Source organism: Paractinoplanes toevensis (assembly GCF_018332695.1).
GTDB classification, from domain to species: Bacteria; Actinomycetota; Actinomycetes; order Mycobacteriales; family Micromonosporaceae; genus Actinoplanes; species Actinoplanes toevensis.
Genome location: NZ_BOQN01000023.1, coordinates 55,392 through 75,194 on the forward strand (window position 1 = coordinate 55,392; position 19,803 = coordinate 75,194).

Genomic DNA, 19,803 nt, shown 5'->3' on the forward strand with positions numbered 1-19,803 from the left:
CCGGACGGGCGTGGCCGTGCCGGCCACGCTGCCGATGCGGCGGTGCCCTCGCGGACAGGCTCGGAACGACCCGGCACTTCCCGCCGCCGTGGGATCAGCTTGGTGGCGACGCTCACCCGAACGGACCGCCCAGCAGCGCTTGCAGCACCTCCGGCCGGTATCCGGCGGCGGGCAGAGGCGGAGGCGTGGGTTCGTTGCGGCGGGCGAAGTGCGCCTTCGCCCGCGCGATGACCTCCTCCTGCCGCGGGTTCATGTAGCGCTGCGTGGTGGTGATCCGGGCGTGGCCCATCACCCACTGCACGTCGGTCAGCGGCATCGCCGGGTCCTGGGCCATCCGCGAGCACGCCGTGTGACGCATGTCGTGAAGCGTCCAGTTCGTGCCCAGCGCCTTGTTGGCGCGGCGCAGCACGGCCAGGCACGCCGCGTAGGTCAACGGCCGCAACGGGCGGCGCAGCGTCCACCACACCGCGGCGTTGCCTCCGGTCGGGACCAGGCCGCGGATCTGCTGCTGATAGCAACGAAGCCACACCAACGCGTCCGGCGAGGCCGGCACCCACTGCAACGCCCGGGTGCCTTTGCGGATCACGCCGATCAGCTGGTCACCGACGTTGACCCGGCTGCGGGTCAGGCCGAGCAGTTCGGCGGCGCGCACGCCGGTGGAGACGAACATCGCCAGCAGCGCCCGGTCGCGGTCGTTGTCCATCCGAGCGAACAGGTCGTTGAACAGCCCGTCCTGGATGGCCCGCGGGATCGTGTCCGGTTGCCGCCGCCGGTACAACCCGGTGCGTTGCCGATGCCACGGCAGCATCGGGTTGTGATGGGCCTGCGGACGGCGGTTGGACACCGGGAACGGGTTGATCACCGGGCCGCGGCCCATCCCGGCGTGGTAGTCGTAGAACGCCCGTCCAACGGTCTCGTTGTGGTTGTGCGAGGCCAGCGACAACGTCGCCCCGGGCGACGCCTTGCCGGTGATCCGGTTGACCGACCCCGGCGCCGGTCCCCGCCGGCCACCGCGACGCGGGCGCGGTGGCTTCGGCGCGTGCGACACCCACAGCAGGAAGTCACGGGCATCGACGCGCTCGGCCCGGTCCCACGCCACGTCGATCGCCCACAGGAACCGGAACCAGCGCTGAAGATCGTAGGCGTACGAACGCAGCGTTGTCGCCGGGGAGCCCCGCCCGGCCATCTCCCGCAGGTAGTCCGTGACCGGCTCCACCTCGCAGCCGCCGGAAGTCAACAGCCGGTACGGCACCAACTGGTCGTCGACGTCAGCGACCCGCCCAACCCGCGGCACCGCCAACCTCAACACGTCTCGCCCCGACACCACTCAGCCTCCTCGTCGCGCTGTCCTCCAACGTCAGGGCCAACGAGGTATCTGAACTGCGGAAACGCACGAATTAGTCAAGTTAACAGGACGCGACTACGGCACCGGCAGCTGGCAGGGCGGCGACCCGGACTGCCCGCACCCGTCGACCCGGCGGCGTACCCGTCGGGTTGACGGGTCGGCATGCGCCCGGTGCGGGGCGCGGTGGGCTGACCCGCAGTACGGGCTCGAGGACAGCCTCGACGACTACGTCGCCCGGCTGGTCGCCGTGTTCGCTGAGGCCCGACGGGTGCTGGTGAAGACGGGCACCTGCTGGCTCAACCTCGGCGACAGCTACAGCACCGGCAGCGCCACCGGCGAGCGGACACCCGGCCCGCTACCGGCGAAGAACCTCAACGGCGTGCCGTGGAGGGTCGCGTTCGCGCTGCAGACGGCCGGCTGGACCCTGCGTAACGCGGTGGTGTGGCCAAGACCAACCCCATGCCGGAGTCCGTCCGCGACCGGCTGTCCACCTCATACGAACTGCTGTTCCTGCTGACCCGATCCCAGTCGTACTACTTCGACCTGGATCCCATCCGGGTCCCGCTGCAACGCCCTGACGCGGTCGACGGCACCCGCATCGTCGGCGGCGCCCGCAAGGGCCGCACCGGCGGGATCGGGGCGACCGCGAGACGGCGCGGGAGCAGCGCCTACGGTGCCGGCAAGTACGACACCGACACCGTGCTGGTGGAACCGCGGGCGGGACGGGGCAACCTCGTCGCGGTCGGGCACGCCCACACCGCCGGCCACCCCCGGGGCCGCAACCCCGGGGACGTGTGGCGGATCGCGACCCGCCCGTACCGGGGGGGTCGCACGTGGCTCTGTTCCCGATCGACCTGCCGTCGCGGGCGATCGCCGCGGGCTGCCCGCCCGGCGGGCGGGTCCTCGACCCGTTCTCCGGGGCCGGCACCACCGGCATGGCCGCGGTGCACCTCGGCCGCTCGTACACCGGGATCGACATCTATGCACGGTTCCACGACGAGGCCCTGACCCGCCTGCAGCCCTACCTGCCGCCGGATCCGGGCGGCGGGCCGCAGACATGAAGGTCCGCACGGTGCCGGTCACCTTCGCCCAGGCCAGCGCGTTCATCACCGACTGGCACCGCCACCACCGTCCGCCGGCCGGGCACAAGTTCAGCATCGGCGCCGCCAACGGGGACAACCTGCTCGTCGGTGTCGCCGTGGTGGGCCGGCCGGTGGCCCGGCTGCTGCAAGACGGCCTCACCCTAACCGCAACCACGGATATCAGAACTTGCGGAATGCCTCCGTCCGGAGCTCTCTGGCGTACGCGAATCCATTCCGGCGACCAGCTCGGGTCACGGTTCGGCACGCTCGTAGCCGGTGAGCGAGCAACGAGCCAAACCGGACTACTGGCTGGTGGCGGTTGCGCTTGGGCGCACGCTTTCGCGTCCTGAGCGTTGCCGCCGTTGCTTCGAATGGCGTTATACCGGCGATATTCTCATAGCAGACTGCTACGTAGCAGATCCGCATGTAGCAGATTGGCTACTCAGTCGAACTTCGCGCGAGTGTGGCGCACCGCCGACTGCTGATGCGACGCTGTGGTCAGTACCCCAGCGCCGATTAGGAGCCGAACCGTGAATGGCAGTCAACCACCCGCTATCGTCATCGTGCTCGTATTTATCTTGATGTTGCTGCCCATCTCCCGGTGGTGCGGATACAGTCCGAGCGAACTGCCTGCCGTGCTCGGCGCAGCGACGGCGCTCGCGTCGGCCCTGATTGTCGGGCTGGCCCAGATGCGCAACAGTATCCCGCAAACGTCGCAGCCGTAATACCCAAAAACGAAAGGGTGGCAGTCGCATGACTGCCACCCTTTCGCGCGTTCCCCGCGGACATGCGGAACAATTTACGGCGGTGACCGCTCACATCCGGAGTCGGCGGCATCGGATACCTCGGCGATTAGCCGGTCCAGCAGGTCGGCGGTCTGGCCCGACGACAGCGACAGCTCAAGTAGCTCGTCGAACACCTCGTGATATCTCGCCAGCCCGTCAGGATGGGCCTCGACGATCTGATCGCCCGATGGGGACTCGAGATAGAGCAAGTCCTCGTCTTCCGGCGAGTCGAACTCGAGGATGGTGAACGACCCAACGGGCATGCCGGCATGCTCGCCGACGTCGAAGGGAAGCACCCGAATGGACACACTCGGCCGAGCGCCCAAAAGCCGTAATTGGTGCAACTGCTCCGTCATCAACTGACGCGCACCCGTCCTGTTCCCCACTTGGCGCCGCAGCACGGCCTCGTCGAGGACAAACAACATCTGGGGAGTGTCGCCGTCCCAGAGCAGCCGCTGCCGTTCCAACCGCATCTCCACCCGGCGCGCGATCACCTGCTCGGCGGCTCCGCGACCCCAAACGCCGATCGTCGCCGTCGCGTAGGACTCCGTCTGCAGCGGCCCAGGGACGATCATCGCCTCGAACTGCCGGATGACGGCCGCGCCACCTTCGTACTCGAGGAACTTCCTGAACTCGTCAACGAATCCGTCTCTGAACTTATCCGTCCAGCCAGGTTTGCGGCTCTCGCGGCCGAGGCCCACCAAGCGGTCGATCTCGGCCAAATCTTTGACGCCGTACAGATCCAACAAGGCTTTGAGGTCGGTCGTCGAAACCGAGTTCTGGCCGTTCTCGATGCGCAGCACCTTGGACTTCGACCAGTCAAGTTTTGTCGCGACATACTCCTGCGTCAGCTTGGCGCCCTCGCGGAGCCGGCGCAGAACGCTGCGCAGCCGCCGTCCTTGCAGCATCGGAGTAGCGCTACCGTCCACCCCAGCCTCCCGGAGTTCGATGTCACCATCGTACGAGAACAGCGCACCTCCGACTACTGCGTCATCGAGACCGTCAGCTGCCGTGCAGCCACGGACCTGATCGCGACGGCGGCTCCTCGCAGAGGAGTTGCTCGACCCGGAGAGTAACCCGCAACTACGGATAGTCGAACGCGCGGAATGCCCCTCACCCGGTTCGACCCGATGAGTCCGAGCTGTACGTCAGCCCGGTCTGCCGCGATCCTTGATCGACGGCACCGACTGATGCGGGTGCTCGGCGTTCATCGAGGTCCCAGAAGTTGCTTCATAGCGACTGCTTGCCTGGATCTCTGGACTAGACGGACGAACTCGTCGGGGTAGAGCACCAGCACATTGGACGATAAGTGAGGCGCGCGCCGAAACGCATAGTCCCTGGTCACGCAGTATTTGATGGAGGGAGGTAATGATTCATCAGCGGCCTGAAGAGCAGTGGTGAAGACACAGGCATCCTCATGGTCAAGCGGCGGGTGACCTTCCACTCCGTCGAAGTTGACAAGGCCACCGCCGGTCATGTCGAAGACAAGGTCATAGAGGAGGTCCTGCAGAAGGTCTTCCGCGTCCTCGCGGCTCCAGCCGAGCCCGCTAGCTTCAGGAGTGCCGCCGTCGCGGGGCTGCGTTGCTTTACGCACAAGGAGGTCGTCGATGTGCTTAGAGGTCCATACTTCCAACATCTCTGGACCTGCGAAGCGGCCGCTCTGTGTCAGCGCGATCGCCCTGAGGCTGTCCACACGTCGATCGGCGAGGTGAGGTGTCGGCGTCGCGCTGTGCCGGGCCGCCATGTCGGTGAACTTGTCCCACGTAAAAGGCGGCCCCAGAAGCTCTGCTACGTCCAGAAGCACATTCACATCAAAAACTACGGTGTGTAGGTTCGGCTCAAGCTGGGTGGGTCGCACTGCCACGTCGCGGACGCTCCCGTGTGAGGCTTGCCTTGACGCGAGGTGGATTCTCGTGGTCGCAGCGCGTATGGAAGGCTGATCCGAACGGCTCAGGAGACCCGGCTTCGTCCGCGGGCTGCTCTCTACGGAACTCGTCACGGATCTCTGCGAAAATTCTGCTTCGCTCGGATGCCTCCAGCGCAGGATCGACAAATCCGTGAAGTCCGCCCGTGACAAGATCGGCAACGCCTCGGCCGGCGAACGACTTGGTCCGGTAGTAGTGCTTCATGGCGTCAGGTTGGATCGCTACCCTGCTGGGCTGATCGTCAGGAACGCCATGTCGCGCGTTGACCCATGGGGGCTCACCGTGGGTCAAGGCAGAAAGATCATCTCCTGATAGGCCGCCATAAACTTGACAGACCAGGGACACCACCTTCGCGCTGCTGGCGCTCAGCTTCTTCGGATCTCCAGCTGGCCAGACGCCGACCTTACGCTGACCACTGTGCGTATCCCACAACGTTCGAGTGACAGGGCCGTCGCGCCAAGCCTGGATTGTGTCTGGGAAGAGCGGTGTATCCAGCAGGGCGAGGTGCCACGCCTGGCTGTAGTAGACAAGCTTCTGTAGCCGCATGGCTTCCATCGGGCCGACCTGCGCCAGCACCGCTGCTGCGACGTCGTGCGCGTTCGTTGCCAACGAGGGCTCCCTTAACAGCTGTTGTAGCCAAGTGTACGTACAGCCGGGGAGTCCCTGCGACCACCTAATCGTGCTGTTCACCCCAGCGCTGGTTACTGAGTTCGGCTCGATCGGACGAGTCGAATTAGCATATCGAACGCATGTTCGATTGGCTACGGAGAAGATTGCGGGCTCGAGTCCCTGCGGACACGCAAGATCATTAGCGCCTGAGCTGCGGAGACGCGGTCCGCGGTCCGGTCAAGTCCCTGGAAGTGGCGTAACGGCTGATCTTCCGGCCTGCGCTGGCTATAAGGGTCGCTTGTCGGGCTGGGGGGTGACGGGTTCGTCGGGTTTCGGGCTGCCATTGGTCGATATCGTCGGGCCAGCCGGCGGTTGCGGGAACAACGCCCGCGAGCGTGATCAAGCTGACGCCCCAAGAACCCATCGCCCGGCAAACATCCGGATCTGGTGACCCGGGCGCCACCCCACGCCCACCGATACTCACCGTGAGTAGCGGAGGCGGGTTGCCGGGTCCGCCGCTGTTGTGGCGCACGGAGGGCTCCGTGTCCCGGATCTCAACACATTTGGCGTACCGGTCTCTGGCATTTGGGACCGTACGCCGACAGGCTCACGCGCGCAGTCGTCACTCCTAACCTCTGTTGCGGCCGAACGGCTCGCGCCGAGAGACCTCTGCCGCATACTCGGCTCCGGTGGCGCCAGCCAGCCGGACCCAGTCGGTCGTGGTGCGGACGTGGAGTCCGAGCAGATGGCTGAGCACCACGGCAGGGACGTCCCCGGCGAGGTCGAGCATGGCCGTGTTCCGGGCCGCCCGTACCCGGACTCCGATCGCGTTGAGCCGTCGGGACAGTTGGTCAGCGCTGAATGGCCGTCCGGCCACCGCGCCGGGGAACAGCCAGACCGCGCCCGGAGTGTCGGTGCGACGCTGCCGCACGAGCTCGGTGAGCAGGTCGTCCACGGGCGGTGGTATCTGGATGGGCTTTGCGCCCAGCGCCAGCGTGACGTGGCTGCCGTCGTACTGCACGTCGTCGGTGGTGAGGCGGACGGTTCGGCTGCATGCCTGGGCGAACAGAAGAACCAGCAGCCCGCAGACGCGGTCGCCGAGGTCAAGGTCGGTGTCGTGCAGGAGCCGGCGCAGGAGATTCCAGCGTCGATCGTGGGCGATGAACGGCGCGACGGCGTCCCGGGGCGGGGCGGGAATCTCCAGGGCCGGGGCGCGTCGGCGGGCTATGGCCCAGAGCAGGAAGCGACGGGCATTGGAGCGCTGCCCGGAGCCGTCAGCGAGCCATTCGTCGAGGTCTGCCTGGCGACAGTCCGCGAGACAGGAGCCGGCTCCGCGGAGCCAGGCCAGCAGGGAGATCGCGGCCTTCACGTCCCGTCGGACGGCCCCGACCTGCGTATATGTCGTCGTGCCGGTTTGTTGACTGAGGCGTCGCAACCGTCGCAGGTGGTGCCATGTCGCGAACTGGCGGACGATGGCGCGCTCGTTCGGATCTGCGATACGGGCGGTCGCTCTGGCCGTCCACTGTTCGAGTGGGGCGAGGTAGTCGTCCCGCTGAGGCAGCGTTCCGACGCTGACCAGGAGGCCGCGCAAGTGCGCGACGGTACGGGCGGGCGCCGCGAGCTGATCCAGAGTCTCGTGGGTGACCGGGCCTTTGCCGTGGCCGATGGCGGCCATCAGCGCGCGGGCGCCACGGCCGCGCAGCCAGGCCAGCACCGTATGTGGCGGCTGTCGGTGCAGCGCCGCGAAGACGGGCTCGAGGTCAGCGCGCACTACGCCGTTGGCCTCGCCGAGCATGAGACGCAGTTGCTGAGCGCAGGCGCAGGAGGCGCAGCGGGGGGGGGGCATGGTCGCCGCCCGGCCGCCAGCACCCGGCTGGTCTCGTCCCAGCCGGCCGCGCACCGACCACGGTGTCGAGCACATCGCCCGGCTGCGCTGGCAAGCCCCCGACACCTGAGCCCTGAACCCACGCCCCGGCAGGGAACGGCGACGCCGTCCCTGCCGGGGCACCTTTCACCGTCGCTGCGCCTCTCGGGCGTCGGCGCCGATGTCCTCTTGTCGAAGGAACGGACGTTCATGACCACGCCATCCCTGATCCCCGACCCGACACCAACTGCCGGTCAGAACCGCACACCGCGGACGAACGGGTTCGCGCAGACCCGCCATCGGGCAGTTCGACGCGTTGCGCGACACCACATAACGAGATCAAACTCTCGATCGCGCAGCCTGGCGCAGATGGCGGTGGTGACGGCGTTCATCACCACGGCCGTCGCCGCGAACACTCTCACCGCCCGCTATGGCCTGATCGACGTCGGCTTCGGTCTCACCGCCACCGCGGGCACCTGGGCCGCCGGACTCATCCTGACCCTGCGGGATCTCCTGCACGATCTCTGGGGCCGCGCCACGGTGTACGCGGCGATCCTCGCCGCGGCGCTCGCCTCCGCCGGGACAGCCGGCCCGCAGCTCGCCCTCGCCTCCGGTGTCGCGTTCGCCGTCTCCGAACTGGCCGACCTAACCGTGTACACCCCGCTGCGCCGTCACGGCTGGGCTCGGGCCGTGCTCGCCTCCAATACCGTCGGCGCCACCGTCGACAGCCTCGTCTTCCTTACGCTGGCCGGGTTCGCCGTCACCGCGGCGCTACCCGGGCAACTGTTCGCCAAGACCACCGCCACCGCCGCGGTCGTCCTCCCCGTGCTGGTCTCTCGTGCGCTACTACGCCACCGCCTCTGGCCCCCGCGTCCGTGAGGCTATGCAGCGCGGGCTGCTCGGAATGATCGCCACCCCCGCGGCCGGGAACCGGGTCGAACCGGCCGTAGACTGGATCGCCGACAACAGCGCCTTCACCGGCCGCTACCCCGGTGACACCGCTTACCTGCAATGGCTTTGCCGCCGCCGCGAGCACCGGGGGCGGTGTGCGTTCGCCACCGCCCCCGACGTCGTCGCGGACAGTGCAGCCACCCTGTCCAGGTCACTGCCGATGCTGTCCCGCATCCGCGCCGCCGGATACCGCGCTGCGCTCGTGGCTCAGGACGGCATGACCGCCGCGGCGATCCACTTCCCGGAGATCGACGTGCTGTTCCTGGGCGGCACCACCGGTTGGAAGCTCGGAGCCGCCGCAGCGGACCTGGTGGCCGCAGCCCACGCGCACGGCGTCCGCACCCACATGGGGAGAGTGAACAGCCTTCGCCGACTTCGGTACGCCGACAGCATCGGCTGCCACTCGGTGGACGGCACTTATCTGACCTACGGACCTAGCCGCAACCTGCCCCATCTACCGGACTGGCTTCAGACAGTCGCGCGGGAGACCGTCACACCGGGCGACTGGCACTCAAACCACTGAGCCGCGTGGCTCGCGCCGAACCGTTTCCGGCGCGGACACGTGAACCCTCACCTCGTCGCCCAGGGCAAGTGCCGACGACAAGCCGCTGTGCCCAGACCCCTCCTGCCGGTCCACACGGATCGGCGGCGGCGTATCCGCCATCTGAAGCGGCGCCGCATACGACTTATGCCCGCCGAAGCCGCGTCACCTTGCCGCGATCGGCTGCCACGGGGCCGACGCCCCCGTGTGGTCTTAGGCCCCGCCGCAAGCTGCCCGAACTGCTGTCCTGGCTCGACCAGGTCAACCAGCCCGGCGGCGCGCCACGTCCGGGCGGGTTCCTGGCCGCACGGGAGGACTGCGGTACCGGGTTCGGGCGGCAGCGCGCGGAGGTCACCGCCGACGGCATCCCCTCGAACGGGCCGACTGCTTCCCGGCTTCTCCTCATCACCCCACGTCCTGGAAGGACCGCCTTGCCATGACCATCCCCAACCACGGCCGGCACCCGCACGTCTGCGGTCAGCCCGCCGACGACACGACCTGGACCCCCGAGCGGATCCACGCCCTTGGCCTGCACACGGACATCGCCACCGCGGCGCGAATCTTCGGAGTGTCCCGCGCCGCCGCCTACGACCTTGCCAAACGCGGCCAGTTCCCGGTCCCCGTGCTGCGGTTCGGCACCCGCTACCGCGTACCGGTCGCGGCGATCCTGCAAGCCCTGCGCCTGTCCGCCGGCGACGCACCACCGGCCGACCCGCCGCCGTCGGCGACTTGATCTGTTCGCGAAGGCACGCGTCGATCACCTATGTGAAATCCGCAGCTTCCGGCTGCCCCATAACCCCCTGAAGGAGCTACACCCGCATGGCTGAAGGATCCCTCCTAAAGATCTGCACTTGCCGCGACACCGCCGGTAAGAAACTGGGCAGGCGCTGCCCCCAGCTGCGCCGGGCCGGCGGGACCTGGAACTCGCATCACGGCAAGTGGGGATACCAACTCGAACTACCGAAACGGGCCGACGGCTCTCGCCGGTCGCCGCTGCGCCGCTACACCTTCGACGGCCGTGACGACGCCGCCAACGACCGCAGCCAGGCCATCGCCCTGCTGGCACTCGCCGGCGACGACACCGCGCTGGCGACCGAGATCGCCGACCTGCTCCAGCAGGTCAAGGCCGGAGCCCCGCTGCCCGACCGCGACACCATCGCCAAGCGGGTCAACGCAGGCCTACCGGCCACCGCCGACATGACCCTCGGCGAGTACCTGCCCCAATGGCTGGAGTCCCGGCGCAGCATCGAGCCCGGCACCAAACGCGCCTACGGCTGCCACATCCGCGTGCACCTCATTCCGCACCTGGGCGCAATCCCGCTGGTGAAGCTGCGAGTCGAGCACATCGCGGCGATGTTCACCGCGATCACCGATTTCAACACCGCCATCGAGATCGCCCGACAAAGCGCGGACCCGCAGATCCGCGCCACCGTCCGGGGCATGCGGACAACCGGCCCCACGACCATGCAGCGCATCCGCGCCACGCTGCGCAAAGCGCTCAACGACGCGATGGCCCGGACCAACAACCGGCTGATCGACTTCAACCCCGCCAAGCACGTCGAACTACCGTCCGCCACCCAACACAAACCCCGGGTATGGACCGCCAAGGCCGTGGCGCGGTGGCACGAGACCGGGAAGAAGCCCAGCCCCGTCATGGTGTGGACCCCCGAACAGGCCGGAGAGTTCCTGGACTACGCCCAGGACCACGACATCGGCCTCTACCCGGTGTTCGTGGGCATCATGCACCGCGGAATGCGCCGCGGCGAGGCACTCGGCCTGCGCGACACCACCGTCGACCTCGACGACGCCCTCGCGACAGTCGACCTGCAGCGCACCACCGACGGATACGACCCGGTCGACAAGAAGGTCAAATCCGAGTCCGGCAACAGGACCTTCGCCCTGGACAGCTTCACCGTCGCCGCGTGGCGCGCCTACCTCGCCCGCCGGGCCCGCTGGCAACTGGTCTGCGGCAGCAAGTGGCCCAACACCGGATTCTTCTTCGTCCAACCCAACGGCGAGAAATGGCACCCGGACGCCGTCACGAAGGCCTTCGACCGGCTCGTGCGCGACGCCGGGCTCCCCCCGATCCGCCTGCACGACCTGCGCCACTGCGCCGCCACGTTCCTGAAGGCCTCCGGCGCTGACCTCACCGACGTCAAGGAACTGCTCGGGCACTCCACCATCACCATCACCAGCAACACCTACACCAGCGTCATCGTCGAACTCGAAAGCGAACGCGAAAAGGCCGAAGCCGCCGCCGCGCTGGTTCCCCGCCGCCGACGGCCCCGGGCGGCCTGACCGGCGAGACGTCACGGTCGGCATCGTGGTTGTGTCGGCGACTCCGGACACCAGTTGAACGTCGGATTCGGCACCGCAAGATCGTCGCTAGATTTCGTGTCCGCGAGTTTCGACACCGAGTGCCCTGCGGCTGCTTAGGTTGAACTCGCTAGATGTGGGCTGTGTGATCATCCTGAGGTGACGAGCTTTCCTGCGACCGCCCGCCGGGTGCGCGATCAAAGCCTGGACCCTCGGGTGCGCAGGGTGCGGCTCCGGAACTGCCTCGACCATTTCGCTCCCTTCGGCTTCCGGGCCACCTGGAACAGCCTCGCAGCCACTCATTGCATCCCCGACCGCATCGAGGAAGATCCGGCGTCCTTGGTTCTTGCTCTTGAAGAGCTAGAGGCTGCCCGCGCTCTGGTGCCACCGCAGGCAGCGGCCTTCGCCGCGCTTCGGCGTCGTCAGAAGCGAGACGGTCAACGGGTGCCGGCGACATTGCATCCATGGGATTCCTGGGGCTGCCACGCCATCGCCTACTGCCCCGAACCGCAGAGGTTTCCGGCCGAGTCGCTGCCTGTCGTCGTGGGCCGGGTACTTGAGGCGTGCGCCGCTGGAACCGATCCGGTTGCTCGCTGCATGGTCTGTGGCAGCCACGATCGCCGCCCGCGGATGGCTTGCCCCAACTGTGGTGTCCTGCCCGGAGGTCGGAACAATCCGGTATAGAACGCCCGGCCGGCAACGACCAGGCTCCAGCAGGCGACGAAAGTGCGTTCAAAACTCGCGGAGATTGATCACATGACGAGCCGATCAACGGAGTCAAAACTCACGAACCGCTGGTGTCGATAGTCGCGGGCAGAGCCAGCATCGGGAGGAGGGCCCGTTCTCCCCGAACTGTCCTTTGCCATCGGAGTATGTCCGCGTGCCAGCGAACTTCGTCCCGCTGAGAGTTTCTGCCACTCAAGTCTGTCTGTCGCCGCGATCAAGGCGTGGAACACCTCTGATCTGTGTCGAAGTCGGAGACGACACCTGGACCTCGCCTCGCTCCGGCCCCCAGTTTGATACAGGCCCTAATCGCGGCGTTCGGCCTCGGCGGCGTCGTTGGCCAGGTGCCGCAGCCGGGCGAGGCTGCGGCGGCCGGCGTCCAGGAACTCGACGGCGGAGCCGGGTTCGTCGCGGCTGTCGTCGAGGCGTCGCACCGCGTCGTCGAGGACGGTGAGCTCGTCCTGTATCTGGTCGATCGGAGAACGAGGGACCTCGGTCTCCAGCCGGGCAACGCTCAACTGCAAAGCGTGCAGCACCCGCGCCGTTTGCTGGCGAATGGCGTCGAGTTCGTCGGCCGAGGCGTGACTGGAGAGTGTGTGCAGGCCTTGCACCGCGCCGACGAGTTTGAGCACCGTGAGCAGCGGCGAATGCGGGGGCACCCGATGGAGCCCGGTGGGCGTCCAGAGCCAGCCACCTGCGTCGACAGTGACCCCACCGAAGGTGCGTCCGGCTTGCCCGGGCACGTGGGCGGCGTGGCGGGAGAACACCAGCCGGACGGAACTCTCATCCGGATTCGGTTTGAGCACGGTGACGGTGAGTGGACCGGGATGGAGTATGTCGAGGGGGTCCTCCCGGCCCAGCACCATGGTGGCGCCGGGCGCCGCGCCGACCGATGTGACGTAATCGGCCACCATCGAGCCGCCCGGCGCGGAGCGGTGCACGACGACCCAGCCGATCGCATCGGTGCCGGGATGGGGCAGGCCGCGGTCCCAGCCGTCGGCCGCGGGGACGCGGTACTCGACGAGCAGGTCGTCGTAGCGGATGACCAGCGGTGGCCTCGTCCAGAGAAGGCCAGGAGGCGGGGCTCCGGCCAACGCGGACAAGGTCTCGACGCGGCCACCGTGGTACGTCAGGTCGGTGCCGGTCAGATCCAGTGTCAGTCCGTGCCGGGCGCCGTCGAGCCATCCGGTCGCCATCAGAGTGGGGGCACACATGTTGGGCCCGGCGTGGTCCAGACCGGATTGGTGTTCGGCGATGAGTGTCGGTTCGCTGAACGTCGCCGGCCACCCGGCGGAGCCCATGATGCAGAAGCGATTCTGGTATCGGACCGGGCCGGCGGTCGTCTCGCCGAACGCATCGTCCGCGCCGAAGACATGCCCGAACTCGTGTCCGATGAATGAGGGCGAGAAGTTCTGTGCCGCGAGATAGGTGTAGTTGCCCGGTGTGGTCCCGCCGCCGGCGCCCGGCACATCGATGCCGACGAGGTAGTGGTCGAAGCCGTCCAAGTCGACAGCGTCGCCGAGTTGCGCCTGGACGACGGGCAGGACGGACGTGATGCCCTGCGCGCTCAACGCGATCCACTGGGCGGCCGTCATGTCCAGCTCGACCCACTCGAACACCTGCCACGTCACAGTGACCCGGCCGGCCGACTGCGCGGCCAGGTATTCACCGGTGACGTGGACTGCCTTCTCCGCCCAGTCGCGCGTGAACCCGGTCTCCCGCGGATTGTCGTTGCAGTAGAACAGCAGGACCGCGACGTTCATGGATACTCCCCGGTCACTCGCTCGACTCGGCAGTCGGCGTCCGGACGCGTCGCCGACGAGCCTCGATCCATCCATCATCGCCGATTAGTCAACACCGAGCGTCCGCGAGCCCGCGACCGTGAAGCAGGAATCGCCGGGTGCGCAGCAGCGCGGGCACTATCTGTGTGATCACCGCGATGGGCGTAGCCCGGCGCCGGTGAACGACTGCAGCCGGACCGTCGCCTGCCGTCAGCCGCGTCGCCGGGTGGCGTTTAGCATTCACGAACATCAGCTCAACGTCGCGGGCGCAGTAGCCGTGACCTGCGAAAACTTCAGCGAACGGTACGAAGTGCGGAACCGAACTCCCGGGCTTTTCGTTCGAGCAGCTCGATCGGCATCACGCCACGGCTGCGGATCAGGGCGCCGTCGGCGGGACATACTTCGGTGACACAAACCCTCGGCGGGACAGAGCTCGCTGGCACGCGGACATACTCCGATGGCAAAGGACACGAACGGCCCCTCGACCGGTTACCCCTCGAGACCACCCCATCGGCGGGTAGCACGGAGGCGACTCCGGATCCGGTCGACACACCACCATGGCCGACAGCATCCACCTCGCCGCCACACAGAGCCCCGTCACCTGCGGCCCGCTCCGCGGCTCCGCGTTTGACGACGACGGATTCCGGTTCGGCGGCGCCCTGTGACTTCCCCGAGCTCTTGGCCGCCTACGAACGAATGGGCGTGGACTGCGTCCTGTTCTCGATGGGTTCCGCGGACCCTTGATCCTCGACGTCCGCCCACGGGGGCGCGCCGCGAACGGCAGCCCTACGACCGCACCGGATCGCGGTGTGGCTCGCGGTCGTGTGCCGGCGCGGCTGGTATGAGTTGGCGATGCGGTCCCACCCCACCCACGCCGCCGGCGCGCTGACGCTAAGCCCGAGCACCTTGCATCAGGTGGTCGACGCCTTCCGGATCGGCCCGGTCGTCCGCGTCGACGTGGTCACCGAAGGTCTCATGAACCGCAACTGGCGAGTCACCACGACGCTCGGCGAGTGGGCGGTCAAGCAAGTTCTCGACGTCGATGCCACTGCGGCCCGCCGCCAGCACCGCGCCACCACGGCGCTGGCCCGCCTCGGCCTGCCCGTACCGGCACCGGCCACCGCCGGCGACGACAGCGTGGTGACCGTCGACGGCGCGGTCTACGCGGTCCAGCCCTGGGTCAACGGCGCCCACCGCCACGGCCTGACCCTGACCATTCACGAAGCCGCCGCGCTGGGCGAGCTGCTGGCCCGCCTGCACACCGCTCTCGCCGAGATCATGGCGCCGGCTCCGCACCGCCTCGTGGCTCCGGTGACCGACCTGGCGACCGCCCACACGAAAATCAACCGATACCTGGATCTGATTGCCCAGCTGCCTGGACGCGACGACTTCGACCGCTACGCCGAGGCGCAACTGCACCGCCGCCGCCATCTGCTCGAGCAGACGGCCGATCTCCGCCCCACCGCAGGGATACCAGTCGAGCCGTGCGGATACACGCACGGCGACTTTCAGTACTTAAATCTCTTATGGAACGGGGGATCCGTGTCGGCCGTGCTCGACTGGGACCGCCTCGACGTCCGGCCCCTCGGGCTGGAGATCGCCCGTTCGGCGACACTGCTGTTCGGCTACGGCGACGAGCGCGGACTGGACCTCGACCGCATCGCCGCGTTCAGCGCCGGCTACCGCCAAGGCCGCCCCGTCGCCGCCTCCGACCTGGCCGATGCGGTCCACCGACTGTGGTGGGAACGCGTCAGCAACGACCTGTGGCAGCTACGGCTGCACTACGACAACACCGACACGTCCTGCGACTACCTGTTCACCTCGGCGTCGGCCGTGCTGGGCTGGTGGACCACACGCCGCGACGCGGTCACCGCCGCGTTCACCGGAAGCTGAACCGCGCCACCCGCACGGCACGACGGCCGCGTTCGGCCGTGGGCGGGCCACCGGGACCGTCGGGGGTTCTCGGCCCAGGCGTCGCCACGTGCGGGCCGCACGGGCCGCCTGCGACGGCCTGGCGTCAGGTTCCTCTTCGCCGGGGATCGGACGGCCCGGCTGCCCCATGAGCAGCCCTGTCTCCGAGGCCTCGATGGCAGCGGCAGCCGATGCGACAAGCCAGCGGGGACAGTGCAGAGATACGCGTCGCCGCCCGGGGGGGCCACCACCGCGAACCGCCGGGGTAAGGCCGCTTCTGCCCCGCTGAGCACTGGCAGGTACACGGCACCGTGTCCCCGGCCGGCGCAACCGCCGTGCAAGAACCGGGCCGAGGCACCCGCCCGTGCCGCCGCCAGCAGCCTCGACCCGGTCGAGACCGAGCACCGTGGCACTTCAGCCTCGTTCACCGCCAAGCGCCGAACTCGGCGCTTACTCGGCGACTTGGGTCACAGCGCGGGGGCGAGGTTGCCGCCTTGACGGTCGTGGACGGCTTCGCCGCAGACCGTCACCGCTCACTCGTCGGCGGGATCCTTCGCCGTCAAGGCGCAACGAACACACCCATCATATCGACTAGTGTCACTTGAATACATATCTATATTTGCAGGTCAGACAAACTTTTTGTGGGCCGCCGGGGACTCGAACCCCGAACCTATGGATTAAAAGTCCACAGCTCTGCCATTGAGCTAGCGGCCCGCGCGCCACAAGGTTACCCGAGCCGTCTCCGGTAGGGCGCGCGGCTTTCCCAACACGCTCTCGTGGCTGCTCACAGTTGTCGCGGTGGGCCGTCCTCCGCAGCGTTGGAACACTCGGGCCGGACCACTGGCGCTGTCCGGCGCCTTCAACGCGCTCCGCGCCCCCGAGCGTGACGTACCCGAGGAAGCCCAGTACCGGCCGCGCGGGCCTGACAGCTCACCCAGTAGCTGCTGTCCAGCAACACCAAGCCACAGCCTGCCCGGCCTACGCGAATTCGCCTCACGGATCGGCGTCGTCCAAGCCAGATAGCTCCCGCGCCGCCCAGCGAGGTGTTGCCGCCTTGGACTTGCTGCTGGGGTCGGCGATCGCGCTGGTCACCTCGTACAGACATGGTGCTGCTAATGGCGGTGAGAGTGTGCCAGCAGCCGGGCTACTATCGCGCCGGTGAACGTCGTCGCGACCGTCGGGATCGCCGCGCTCGGCGCCGGTATCGGTGCGCTCCTGCCGCTGCCGGTCTATCGGCTGTCCGCGCCGACTGGCAGCGCCGCAGTGGTCGGTTGCCCGCACTGCCAGGAATCTCTGCCGGCTCGGCTTCGGGGTTGGGTCGGGCATGGCGCCTGCAAGTCCTGCGGGACGCCGCTGACCACGGCGCCGTGGCGGTACGTCCCGGTTGCGGCCATTGTGTTCGCGATGCTCGCCTGGCGGCTGCCCCATTCCAGCCTCGCGGACAGCCTTCTGCTTGCTGCATGGCTCGTCTTCGCCTGCGCCGGCATCTGGCTAGCGGCCATCGACCTGCGCGTGCGCCGGCTACCGACCACGATCGTCGGCGGGGCCGCAACGGGATCCGGGTCGTTGATCGCCACCGCCGCCCTGGTGAGCGCCCGGCCGGGGCTCGCTGTCGCCGCAGGCATCGCTGCCGCATCGCTGGGACTTGCCCACCTCGTCCTGGCCGTACTCAGCTCAGGACAGCTCGGCATGGGCGACGTTCGCCTCGCCGCGCTCTGCGGACTGCTGCTCGGACCCCAAGGCTGGGGTACGGTCGTGCTGGGCGCGGCGCTGTCATGGCTGCTGTCCGCAGCCTTCGCCGGGGCGCTCCTCGCCGCCCGGCGCGTCGGCCGGGAATCCCTGATCCCGCTCGGGCCTTTTTTGATCACCGGCACTCTGCTCGCCGTATTCGTGACCAGCGGATAACCGCCAGGCGATCCGGCCGTTCGACGGTGGTGTTCCGCGACGCGGCCGGTATCGGCAACCTCGTGGCTCGGCCCTTGTGCCTGCGGTGTTTGCGCACGCCTGATCAACGACCGGGCCTCGCCGAGCGTGCAGGCTGCTGCCCCGTAGCCACCTTGCCTCACCGGTCTGAACCGAAAGACCGGACGCTGGACCGGGTGCCCGACGAAACCAAGGTCTATCTCAAACTTGCTGCCCTTCTGCCCGCCGGCGCGGCGGGGCAGGTGACCGGCTGGCCGATCACCGTCGTGTGGCTGCTCTACCCGCGTCACTGCTGCCGGCCCTGCACGCCGCCCGCCGATCTCGGATCCCTGGCCCGCACCAACCGGCCACCATGTCCGCGGCCCGACGCGCACACCGGCCGGCCCCGACGGCCGCACGATTGCCGCTCCCGGCCCTCGCTTGCCGCAAGGGAAGGGTGGCGAGCAGCCGCAAAACGTCATGCAGTTGCTCCCAGGCGGCGATGTCGGTGGGTGCGCGCAACAGCGGACTGAGATCGTCCGGCTCGGTGAGAACCTCGTGGCCGTAGTGCCGGCGGCCGCATTTGCGGGAGGCGACGCGCCGGGTCCAGGCATCGAGGATGCTGGATCGATGGCCAGGTCCGGTACGCCTCGCCGTCACGGCAGAGAATCGAGTTTGCGGATGCCTCACTGCTCTGCGCCATCCAAGGGGTTGTAGGAGCGCAGGGCAGTAAGGCATACGTCTGCTTGGTCAGCTGTTGGTCATGTATCTCGCCAAGGCGGCAACACTCGCCGCCGCTATTCCTCCGACCGCCGCTACGATCGCGGGCGCCGGAGCTCCTGCGATTCCGAGAACGACGAGGGCCACGACGCATAGCGCTGCGAGCGCGACAAGCGCAAGAGCCAGATTGTCCCGATTGTCTGGTCGCTCATCTCGAGGCTCGATGCGTTGAGTTTCCTCCGTCGGCTCTAGAGGCGACACGCGACCTCCTCAGCAGGCCCGTGTCGCCCCGCGACAAGCAGCACGCCGAACGCGAGGAATCCTACGGAGTGCCATCCATGCATCCGGGCACATCTGGCGACGGCAACCGAGAATCCAGTCCTCCTCCACCGGGCGTCACCGCTGGCGAAATTAACCATGAGTAGAGGCTGCGCTGACTCGTTGTGCAGGATGGGTGTTCTTGTTACGGTCAAGGTGATACCTCCTTGGACTGCCAGTTCGGTTGAGGGATCAAGAGCGGCATCCGTGTGACAGACGGGTGCCGTTCGTTTGTGGCGGCTTACCAGAGGCTCGGCATGCTCAGTCCGACCTCTCTGGCGTGAACGTGGCTCACGTTCTGCGTCTCTCTCTCTTTCACTACCGTATGTGTACGACCCCACACGGAAGCAAGACATGGGGGTGAAAGAGAGACGAGTGAGTGGGGATGAATGCCGCATTCACTCTTGACAACTCTTTCAGATGGTGCGACGCACCCTCGCTTGCTCATCTGGTGGTTGCTCTGGACAACGTTAGCCTCGGCTGCATTCACGTGCCTCGATGTCTCATGATCTAGTCAGAACGTCATCGGACGAACGCGAGGAGTACCGGGGTGAACTACGTCGACAGTGAGGTCAGCCCGCTGCGTACGGTCCTGCTCCATCGGCCCGGAGCCGAGCTCGCCCGGCTGACTCCGCGGAACAACGACTCGCTGCTCTTCGACGGTATCCCGTGGGTCGGCCGGGCGCAGGAGGAGCACGATCGCTTCGCTGACGCGCTGCGCGATCGCGGCGTGGAGGTGCTCTACCTCGCCCCGGCGGGTTTTCGCGGCCGGGCTCGCGCACACCATCCTGGTGGTGCCGATCGCCCAGGAGCGGGCCACCATGCACCTCGACACCGTGTGCACGATGGTCGACATCGACGCGGTGGTGATGTACCCGAACATCGCCGACACGCTCCGCGCGTACACCGTGAAGCCGGATGCCGGCGGCGAACCGCGGGCCCTGGCCCCGCGCCCGTTCCTGGAGGCCGCCGCCGAGGCGATGGGCATCGAGCGGCTGCGGATAATCGACACCGGCCTGGACCCGGTCAC

14 protein-coding genes, 1 tRNA gene and 2 pseudogenes are annotated in these 19,803 nt (G+C 67.9%); 10 read left to right on the forward strand and 7 right to left on the reverse strand.

The genetic code is table 11. From position 1 onward, the window contains the following. Positions 1–112: 112 nt before the first annotated feature. Positions 113–1,294 (reverse strand): tyrosine-type recombinase/integrase, encoded by a 1,182-nt coding sequence (locus Ato02nite_RS09695; RefSeq protein WP_213006089.1) that lies wholly within the window; start codon positions 1,292–1,294, stop codon positions 113–115. 256 nt (positions 1,295–1,550) lie between these two features. On the opposite strand from Ato02nite_RS09695, the pseudogene Ato02nite_RS09700 reads away from it, so the two are divergent. From Ato02nite_RS09700 to Ato02nite_RS51490, 3 genes and pseudogenes are all read left to right on the forward strand, one after another. Further along, a pseudogene (locus Ato02nite_RS09700) lies at positions 1,551–1,862 on the forward strand (DNA methyltransferase); the annotation flags it as partial. A gap of 316 nt (positions 1,863–2,178) precedes the next feature. Further along, positions 2,179–2,406: a DNA methyltransferase gene (locus Ato02nite_RS09705; RefSeq protein WP_246606408.1), complete on the forward strand. Its 228-nt coding sequence runs from the start codon at positions 2,179–2,181 to the stop codon at positions 2,404–2,406. A gap of 11 nt (positions 2,407–2,417) precedes the next feature. Continuing rightward, positions 2,418–2,777: an XF1762 family protein gene (locus Ato02nite_RS51490; RefSeq protein WP_246606409.1), complete on the forward strand. Its 360-nt coding sequence runs from the start codon at positions 2,418–2,420 to the stop codon at positions 2,775–2,777. A gap of 449 nt (positions 2,778–3,226) precedes the next feature. Here the strand turns inward: Ato02nite_RS51490 and Ato02nite_RS09715 are convergent, their stop codons facing one another. From Ato02nite_RS09715 to Ato02nite_RS09730, 4 genes are all read right to left on the reverse strand, one after another. Continuing rightward, positions 3,227–4,120 (reverse strand): helix-turn-helix domain-containing protein, encoded by an 894-nt coding sequence (locus Ato02nite_RS09715; protein WP_213006091.1) that lies wholly within the window; start codon positions 4,118–4,120, stop codon positions 3,227–3,229. Between the two features lie 299 nt (positions 4,121–4,419). Then, positions 4,420–5,076: a hypothetical protein gene (locus Ato02nite_RS09720; protein WP_213006092.1), complete on the reverse strand. Its 657-nt coding sequence runs from the start codon at positions 5,074–5,076 to the stop codon at positions 4,420–4,422. Then, entirely contained in the window at positions 5,051–5,746 is a 696-nt protein-coding gene (locus Ato02nite_RS09725; protein WP_213006093.1) for a Panacea domain-containing protein, read from the reverse strand. Before Ato02nite_RS09725 ends, Ato02nite_RS09720 begins: the two co-directional genes overlap by 26 nt. 628 nt (positions 5,747–6,374) lie before the next feature. Next, a complete protein-coding gene (locus Ato02nite_RS09730; protein WP_213006094.1) occupies positions 6,375–7,541 on the reverse strand; it encodes a hypothetical protein in 1,167 nt (388 codons plus the stop codon). A gap of 438 nt (positions 7,542–7,979) precedes the next feature. Here Ato02nite_RS09730 and Ato02nite_RS09735 point away from each other — a divergent pair, with 438 nt between their 5' ends. The 4 genes from Ato02nite_RS09735 (at position 7,980) to Ato02nite_RS09750 (ending at position 11,400) form a co-directional block, all read left to right on the forward strand. Beyond that, positions 7,980–8,489: a VUT family protein gene (locus tag Ato02nite_RS09735; RefSeq protein ID WP_213006095.1), complete on the forward strand. Its 510-nt coding sequence runs from the start codon at positions 7,980–7,982 to the stop codon at positions 8,487–8,489. A gap of 25 nt (positions 8,490–8,514) precedes the next feature. Further along, a complete protein-coding gene (locus tag Ato02nite_RS09740) occupies positions 8,515–9,084 on the forward strand; it encodes a hypothetical protein (RefSeq protein ID WP_213006096.1) in 570 nt (189 codons plus the stop codon). 454 nt (positions 9,085–9,538) lie between these two features. Next, positions 9,539–9,835 (forward strand): helix-turn-helix transcriptional regulator, encoded by a 297-nt coding sequence (locus tag Ato02nite_RS09745; RefSeq protein ID WP_213006097.1) that lies wholly within the window; start codon positions 9,539–9,541, stop codon positions 9,833–9,835. An 86-nt stretch (positions 9,836–9,921) separates the two neighbouring features. Continuing rightward, on the forward strand, positions 9,922–11,400 hold the full coding sequence (locus tag Ato02nite_RS09750; RefSeq protein WP_213006098.1) for a site-specific integrase: 1,479 nt from the start codon (positions 9,922–9,924) through the stop codon (positions 11,398–11,400). Positions 11,401–12,446: 1,046 nt separating this feature from the next. Here the strand turns inward: Ato02nite_RS09750 and Ato02nite_RS09755 are convergent. Then, positions 12,447–13,904: a metallopeptidase domain-containing protein gene (locus Ato02nite_RS09755; RefSeq protein ID WP_213006099.1), complete on the reverse strand. Its 1,458-nt coding sequence runs from the start codon at positions 13,902–13,904 to the stop codon at positions 12,447–12,449. A gap of 870 nt (positions 13,905–14,774) precedes the next feature. Here Ato02nite_RS09755 and Ato02nite_RS09760 point away from each other — a divergent pair. After that, on the forward strand, positions 14,775–15,815 hold the full coding sequence (locus Ato02nite_RS09760; RefSeq protein ID WP_213006100.1) for a phosphotransferase: 1,041 nt from the start codon (positions 14,775–14,777) through the stop codon (positions 15,813–15,815). 660 nt (positions 15,816–16,475) lie between these two features. On the opposite strand, the gene Ato02nite_RS09765 is transcribed toward Ato02nite_RS09760, so the two are convergent. Then, positions 16,476–16,547 (reverse strand) — tRNA-Lys (locus Ato02nite_RS09765). A 444-nt stretch (positions 16,548–16,991) separates the two neighbouring features. Between Ato02nite_RS09765 and Ato02nite_RS09770 the strand changes: the two genes are divergently transcribed. After that, on the forward strand, positions 16,992–17,738 hold the full coding sequence (locus Ato02nite_RS09770; protein ID WP_213006101.1) for a prepilin peptidase: 747 nt from the start codon (positions 16,992–16,994) through the stop codon (positions 17,736–17,738). A gap of 1,585 nt (positions 17,739–19,323) precedes the next feature. Beyond that, positions 19,324–19,803: pseudogene (locus tag Ato02nite_RS09775) on the forward strand (arginine deiminase family protein); the annotation flags it as partial.